Source organism: Tumidithrix elongata BACA0141 (assembly GCF_036349135.1).
Lineage (GTDB): Bacteria > Cyanobacteriota > Cyanobacteriia > Pseudanabaenales > Pseudanabaenaceae > Tumidithrix > Tumidithrix elongata.
On sequence record NZ_JAZBJZ010000188.1, the window covers coordinates 1 to 6,387 of the forward strand.

Annotated in this window: 9 protein-coding genes; 4 read left to right on the forward strand and 5 right to left on the reverse strand. The window is 45.2% G+C overall.

The annotated features are described in order from the left end of the window. Nucleotides 1-47: 47 nt before the first annotated feature. Nucleotides 48-269, forward strand: coding sequence for a lysozyme inhibitor LprI family protein (locus V2H45_RS24635; RefSeq protein ID WP_330486350.1), 222 nt, complete (start codon nt 48-50; stop codon nt 267-269). On the opposite strand, the gene V2H45_RS24640 is transcribed toward V2H45_RS24635, so the two are convergent. After that, on the reverse strand, nt 233-1,660 hold the full coding sequence (locus V2H45_RS24640; RefSeq protein ID WP_330486343.1) for a cobyrinate a,c-diamide synthase: 1,428 nt from the start codon (nt 1,658-1,660) through the stop codon (nt 233-235). The genes V2H45_RS24635 and V2H45_RS24640 overlap by 37 nt on opposite strands. 276 nt (nt 1,661-1,936) lie before the next feature. Here V2H45_RS24640 and rph point away from each other — a divergent pair, with 276 nt between their 5' ends. Further along, nucleotides 1,937-2,662 (forward strand): ribonuclease PH, encoded by a 726-nt coding sequence (gene rph, locus V2H45_RS24645; RefSeq protein ID WP_330486344.1) that lies wholly within the window; start codon nt 1,937-1,939, stop codon nt 2,660-2,662. Here rph and V2H45_RS24650 read toward each other — a convergent pair. The 4 genes from V2H45_RS24650 to V2H45_RS24665 all read right to left on the reverse strand — a co-directional run bounded on the left by V2H45_RS24650 (nt 2,659) and on the right by V2H45_RS24665 (nt 5,086). Further along, nucleotides 2,659-3,135, reverse strand: coding sequence for an acyl-CoA thioesterase (locus tag V2H45_RS24650; RefSeq protein WP_330486345.1), 477 nt, complete (start codon nt 3,133-3,135; stop codon nt 2,659-2,661). The two genes, rph and V2H45_RS24650, sit on opposite strands and share 4 nt — an antisense overlap. Nucleotides 3,136-3,160: 25 nt before the next feature. After that, on the reverse strand, nt 3,161-3,532 hold the full coding sequence (locus V2H45_RS24655) for a DUF3110 domain-containing protein (RefSeq protein WP_330486346.1): 372 nt from the start codon (nt 3,530-3,532) through the stop codon (nt 3,161-3,163). 79 nt (nt 3,533-3,611) lie between these two features. Beyond that, entirely contained in the window at nt 3,612-4,367 is a 756-nt protein-coding gene (locus V2H45_RS24660) for a hypothetical protein (RefSeq protein ID WP_330486347.1), read from the reverse strand. A gap of 80 nt (nt 4,368-4,447) precedes the next feature. Continuing rightward, a complete protein-coding gene (locus V2H45_RS24665) occupies nt 4,448-5,086 on the reverse strand; it encodes a ParA family protein (RefSeq protein ID WP_330486348.1) in 639 nt (212 codons plus the stop codon). A 200-nt stretch (nt 5,087-5,286) separates the two neighbouring features. Here V2H45_RS24665 and V2H45_RS24670 point away from each other — a divergent pair, with 200 nt between their 5' ends. Both V2H45_RS24670 and V2H45_RS25780 read left to right on the forward strand, forming a co-directional pair. Continuing rightward, nucleotides 5,287-5,595, forward strand: a complete 309-nt coding sequence (locus V2H45_RS24670; protein ID WP_330486349.1) for a DUF6825 family protein — start codon at nt 5,287-5,289, stop codon at nt 5,593-5,595. Nucleotides 5,596-6,206: 611 nt separating this feature from the next. Next, complete coding sequence (locus tag V2H45_RS25780) at nt 6,207-6,341, forward strand: TM2 domain-containing protein (RefSeq protein ID WP_408648914.1); 135 nt, start codon at nt 6,207-6,209, stop codon at nt 6,339-6,341. Nucleotides 6,342-6,387: the final 46 nt, after the last annotated feature.

A 6,387-nucleotide genomic window follows, 5' to 3' on the forward strand; every position in this document is an offset into this window, starting at 1 on the left:
TTACTTTATCAGCTTTGCTGCTTTTGTCAATTTACCTAGGTTGAGCAATTACCAAATATCGCAATACAAATAATGCCGAGCGATTAGTGGATGCCCAACTAGCATGGATTAGCTTTCGCGATCGAAATTGCAAGTTTGCCTCCGAGCGATTTCAAGGAGGTAGTATTGCCCCAATGATTTACAGTAATTGCATTGAGCGTCTTACCAAACAACGTACCGACGAACTAGAACGCTATTTCAAAGGAATGGAAAGTCGAGATGGTTTGTAAAGAGATGCAACGGAATGCTGATAAGACTCACAAGCCTCAATAAATCTTTGAGGAATTGTTGGGTTGCCACCCCAATGTAAATGGATATAGGTTGCTAGCAAGTGAGGATTTCCCCATCCTTCTACACCGACATTTGTACCTGCATAATTGGTGAGGTCAAAAAGCGGCTCTGGAGTAGGAGTTGTTTGGATAGAGCGGTGAAACTCATGCCCCCAGATGGGTGCGGATGGAAGCCATGTCTGCTGTGAAGAATTCTGATGTAAGGCACATTGTCGATAGCCAAGGGTCAACTTTTGCGTCATTGCAGTTTTCGTTGGAAGCACGCCCACCATCTCAAAGCTCTGTCCAGAAAAGTTAGCGATCGCTTCGCTAAGATACATCAGCCCTCCGCATTCCGCATAAATCGGCATATTTGCACTGGCAGCTTGCCTGACAAAGGCGATCGCCGCTTGATTTTCTGATAATTCCTTCGCGAATACTTCTGGAAAGCCTCCGCCAAAATATAGCCCTTGCACCTCAACAGGTGGTTGGCTTTCTGAGAGCGGACTCCAGTAAACCAGTTCTGCTCCTAATTCTTGGAGGATATCTAAATTATCGGCGTAATAGAAATTAAAAGCGCGATCGCGAGCTACGGCAATCTCGATCTTCAGTTCGCTGGAAACCTCTCTTGTAGGAGAAGTAGACAGATTCCTAGGGATTCCTTTAGAGCTAATCAAAGGCATCAATTTTTGCCAGTCTAGACAGCGCCTTCCTAGATCGGCAAGTTGAGCGCTAATCTGACTGAAATTCGCAACTTCATCGGTGGGAATGAGCCCGAGATGCCGATCGCTCAGTGTAATTCCTTCCGATCTTGGAATAACCCCAAGAATAGGAATTCCCAAAGGTGCGATCGCTTCGGTCAAGATTTCACGGTGGAGATCGCTACCGACACGATTTAAAATTACACCTGCCAAATTTAGGTCGGGGTCAAAGTTTTGATAGCCATAGAGCGTCGCTGCCAGCGATCGCGACATGCGGCTGCAATCCACCACAAGAATTACAGAAATAGATTCACCTGCGCGATCGAGCAGTTTGGCAATGTGAGCGGTACTGGCAAATTCATCACTACCCGCACCATCAAATAGACCCATGACGCCTTCGATTACAGCACCATCAACGCTAGCGCTGTGTTTCGCAAAGCAGTCCCGCACATAATTGGGTGAAGTCAGTACAGGATCGAGATTGCGGCAGGGTCTGCCTGTAATTGCTGTATGGAACATGGGGTCGATGTAATCAGGCCCAACCTTAAAAGACTGAATCACCATCCCCCATTCCCTTAAGGCTGACAAAATTGCCAGTGTCACCGTTGTTTTACCAACGCCGCTATGTGTACCTGCTAAAGCGATCGCCATTGATATTGTTTCCTTTTTATTAAGAATTTAGTAGTGCTCAAAATTGGTAATGGTGGCTTCACAAAAGCATTAGCATTGGTTCGTAAAAGTATCTCATTACTTGATTTAGGATCGTGAATATAATAACTTCGGATTCTTACATGGAAGCTCAATCCGTCTATTCTTGCTAACCGCAGTCTCATGTTTAAAGATATTCATGCTTTCCTCTTTAATTTTACAAAAGTAATGAGCCACCCATTCGGTAGAATGCAGTGGATTGTTTCAAGATAGATTTTAATGACGAATACTGATACCCCTGTATGGCAGCGCCCCGATGGACGTGAGGCAGATCGACTTCGTCCTGTGAGTTTTCAGCGAGAGTTCACGCAGCTACCAACTGGCTCAGTATTGGGCAAATTTGGCAATACCCAATTAATTTGCACAGTTTCGATCGAACCAGGGGTGCCCAGATTTTTACAAGATAGCGGTCAAGGCTGGCTGACCGCAGAATATCGTTTAATGCCCGGTTCGACCAAGCCACGTCAACCAAGGGAATTGACCAAGCTATCAGGGCGGACGCAAGAAATCCAACGATTAATTGGGCGCAGTTTGCGAGCTGGTATTGATTTTCACTTAATTCCCAACTACACGATTACGGTCGATGTCGATGTGTTGCAGGCGGATGCAGGCACGCGCACGGGGGGAATTACCGCAGGGTTTGTGGCATTACAATCGGCAATCGATCGATTGCTGACAGAAGGCGCGATTGAGAAATCCCCCATTAAAACTGCGATCGCGGCAGTATCCGTAGGCTTAATTGGCGACAAGCCTTTTCTCGATCTCAACTACGAGGAAGATGTGGCTGCGAGTGTGGATCTCAATGTCGTGATGAATGGCGAAATGCAGTTAATCGAAGTACAAGGCACAGCCGAATCTGGCAGTTATAGCCGCGAGCAGCTCAACCAGATGCTCGATCTTGCTCAGAAAGGTATTCAAGAATTATTTGTGGCGCAGAAAGCTTAGTTTGGCGTGATGTCGTTACCCACTAAACGCGCGATCGCACCTACAAGAGAACTCGGCAATGTTCGTAAAATCTTATTTTTTTCCATGTCTACTGCCACTAAGGTCACAAGGGCAGTAACGCATAGATCGTTCTCTGTGCGAATTTGATAGGCCCAATTTAAGCGCAATTTCTCAGGGTTTTGTAGTTTGGTCATCACGATCACATCGTCTCCCATTTTGGCAGGGAGATGATAGCGAATGGACAAATTTACAACGGGAAGATTAACGCCTGCTGCCACCAAGTCTTCAAAACTGATGCCAACTGAACGCAAGCACTCTACCCGTGCTGATTCCATCCAATTGATGTAGCTGCCATGCCAGACCACACCAGCATAGTCGGTATGATGCGGATAAACTCTGACAGGGAAATTAAACCAGCCGTCATAGACAGCTCCAAGTTGCGGAAGTGGGGATATAGGAGGTAAATCAGTCATAGAAGTTTTTCTGCTTATTTCTTCTCTAAAGTAAGCCTTCTAATCGGCGGCGCATCATCTCGATCGCGGAGTCTTCGATCGCTGGGGCATTTTCTTCCTCGTCACCGTCGGGATTCCAGTCAGTTTTTTCAACGTTCTGTTCGGGGGGAATCGCCAATTCTCCTGATTGCACAATGCTCAGCTCATAGCCAGCCCCTTCGCAAAACTCCACAATTTCTTGCTCGTCAATTTGCTCAACCGTGGGGCAAAGAAAATCTTGGGCTTCCAGCAGACCTGAATAACGAATGGCATCATCTTCGTCTGCAAAAGCCACCACAGTATTTTTGCCACCAACCAGCAAGGTATAAATACCCTCCGTGTCTGAGCCAGTGTTAAATATCAACACCCACAATCGCATAGTTACGCCGATCCTTAAGAATGACTAGCAAAGTATCCTATCTATATTTCGGACAGTTTGGAACAGAATTAGGGAGAAATCAATCAAACCAGCCAATATTTTGATTTACTTTGCTCATATCGTTTGAGCCCACAGGACGGCGCAGCAATTTGCTCAGACGAATTTTGTCTTGATTATTTTCTTGGGTTCTAAGATTGGCTTTTTCGGTTGCTGCCTTTTCGCTAGCAGCTTTTTCGGTTGCCGTCTTTTCAGGCACTGGTTTTACGCTGGAATAATAGGCAGCCTGCGTACTATGACTGTGCGATCGCACCGAGGAGGACTGTTTCCCTGCCTTGAGCAGATCGATTTCAGCCGTTAGTTGAATATTTGCCTCTGCCAATCGGAGGTTATCCTTTTTGACTTCATTCAAAGCGTTATCCGCTTCGGTTTTCGCCTGTGTTGCCTGTGCGATCGCGGCTTGCAACTTCTCAGCATTCGCCTGACTCGCAGCTAATTCTTGTCTGAGGGCTGTCACTTGTTGCTGGAGGGATGCTTCCTGCGTTTTAGCTTTTTCTAACTGGGTTTGCAGCTCAGCAATTTGTTTTAACGTTGCGCTGTCAACCGTTTTTTCAGAAGATTTCGTTTCAGCGGATTTGGCAACTTCTTTGGCTGGGGCAGAGGCAGGTTTGGCAGATGCCTCAACTGGTTGAGTCGTAGGTTTGGCATCAGAGGCTCCACCTGATTTTGCGCTTGGTTTTGCGCTCAGTTCCAGATCGGGCTCAACATTATTCTCAGAATTCTCAGAAGATTTTTGTGCTTCCTCACGTAATAAATCTGTTAGACGCTTCTTAGTCATGCTATTCCTTTTACTGCCAGATCGCTCTAGGCGATCCTATGGTTGATTAAATTTCTAGATTGCGTTGGCGATCGCTTTGCTCATAACCAATCGCGCTGCAATTCATCAGCGACACGTCGATAGTCTGCCTCTGCTTCTCGAGCATTTTTGCCTCGCCACTGCGTTACGAGGGAGCCGTCTAAAGCAGCGCGTTCGTGAGCTTTATAAGCGCGAACAAAGGCATGACAAGCAGGAATGCCCACTTCCATTAATGTATTTTGCGCTTCGAGGGCTTCATTCAGGCTACGCGGATCGACCCTTGTGAGCAAAACGCGATGGGCGACACCTACGGGTTTCACGGTGGTTTTAACTGTGTCGATTAACGCAGCTAAGTCCATCGGAGCAGGCGGTGTTGGCAAGACCAAATAATCAGCGATCGCAATTACAGCGGCAAGTGCTTCCGAGTGGAGCGCGGGCGGTGTATCTACTAATACTAAGTCGTAACTACTCAGTTTTGTTAAATTCCCCAATAAGGCGGGATTTGACTCTTGGGTGAGATCGAAGCCAACCCCTTTACTGCTGCGCTTTACCCACCATGACAGACTGCCTTGGGTATCGGCATCTACAGCTAAAACTTTATATTTCTCCGCAAAAATACCTGACAGCGCGATCGCGGTTGTAGTTTTTCCCACACCACCTTTACCATTTGTGACAACAACAATTTTGGGGGAAGATGCCATTTCAATATTTCTCCTAACTTGAGGAGGCTCAATCCTCCCTAAATAGTGATAGCGATTTAAATCGAACCAGAATCCTTAATCAAGATCTTGGCATTGCCCCGACCAGATAGCTGGCTCTAGGCTAAGATCTCTAACAAACTTGTTATAGTTTATAGGTCTAGAGTCTCGATCCAGAAACTAATACCATAGAAACCCCCCGTATGAGTAACCCATTAACGCGCGCATTTTTTATTGGTAGAGCTACGGCAGAAGCCTTAATCGATCAAGTGGAAGATACTCTGACAGACGCACTCAGCGCTTTAGGCAAATTTGATGCCGAACAAAGAGAAAAAATGCGAAACTTTGCAGAGACTGTCCTCGAAAAAGCCGCACAACAGGAAGGCAATATTGTCAGTGAAAGCGGCGGTAGCGATCCAGTGGATCTTCAGGAAACCATCGATAATCTTCGGGCTGAAATCGCTCAGCTAAAATCAGAACTGCAGCAACATCGGGAAGAAAATAGAATTTAGTTCTATAGCTATCCTTTATCGTTTGTGAATGTAGGCTGGGTTTTAGTTCTTGCAGGCAAGATGCCTGCGCTACAAATTAATTAAAACTGATTGGGAATTGCGATATCCAATGATTAGCCCATTTTAAATCTTCGTTTTCATAGCACCGCAGTTCCTTAGCTATTTCAGCAGGGTTACTGCGATTTTTTGTGATGATTTGAGCGAGAATAGGCAAAGTACGTTAGAGCAAAACCTGCTTGCAGAGAAAGCAAGAGCCCATATCCCTTTAGAAAGAAGTTTGTGTCTAGCTCCGAAAAAGTTGCAAAGGAACCCGCTCCGACTAAGGATAAAACAATTAAAAAAACAAGCTTTTTTTTAGGAATGTTATTTATTTTGTCGAGGAGCATATTCAAGATTATCCTCTTTGTAAATTGGCAAGGTGAATTGGCAAGCGATCGAACTGAATTGAGAAGCAGATTTCAATCTCAATTCAGTAGTTTATTTACATTACTACAACTTAAGAATATCGGCTTCTCAGCTTTTATTCCTTCATTGAATTTTTATATAAGCTAGCTTTCTTTTGCTAATTCATATGCGGTAAGATCGACCTCGAAAATATTTTTGCAAACAATATGCAAGGTAAATCTAAAGTAACGGCCATCCTTCTTTGCTTCTTTTTGGGTGGATTTGGCATTCACCGCTTCTATTTAGGGTACACAGTCATCGGTATTGTTCAGCTTTTAACAATTGGGGGCTTGGGTAAGTAAGTAGGCGTGAAAAAGATAGAGTATGTAAAGGAATATTAAGTGACTA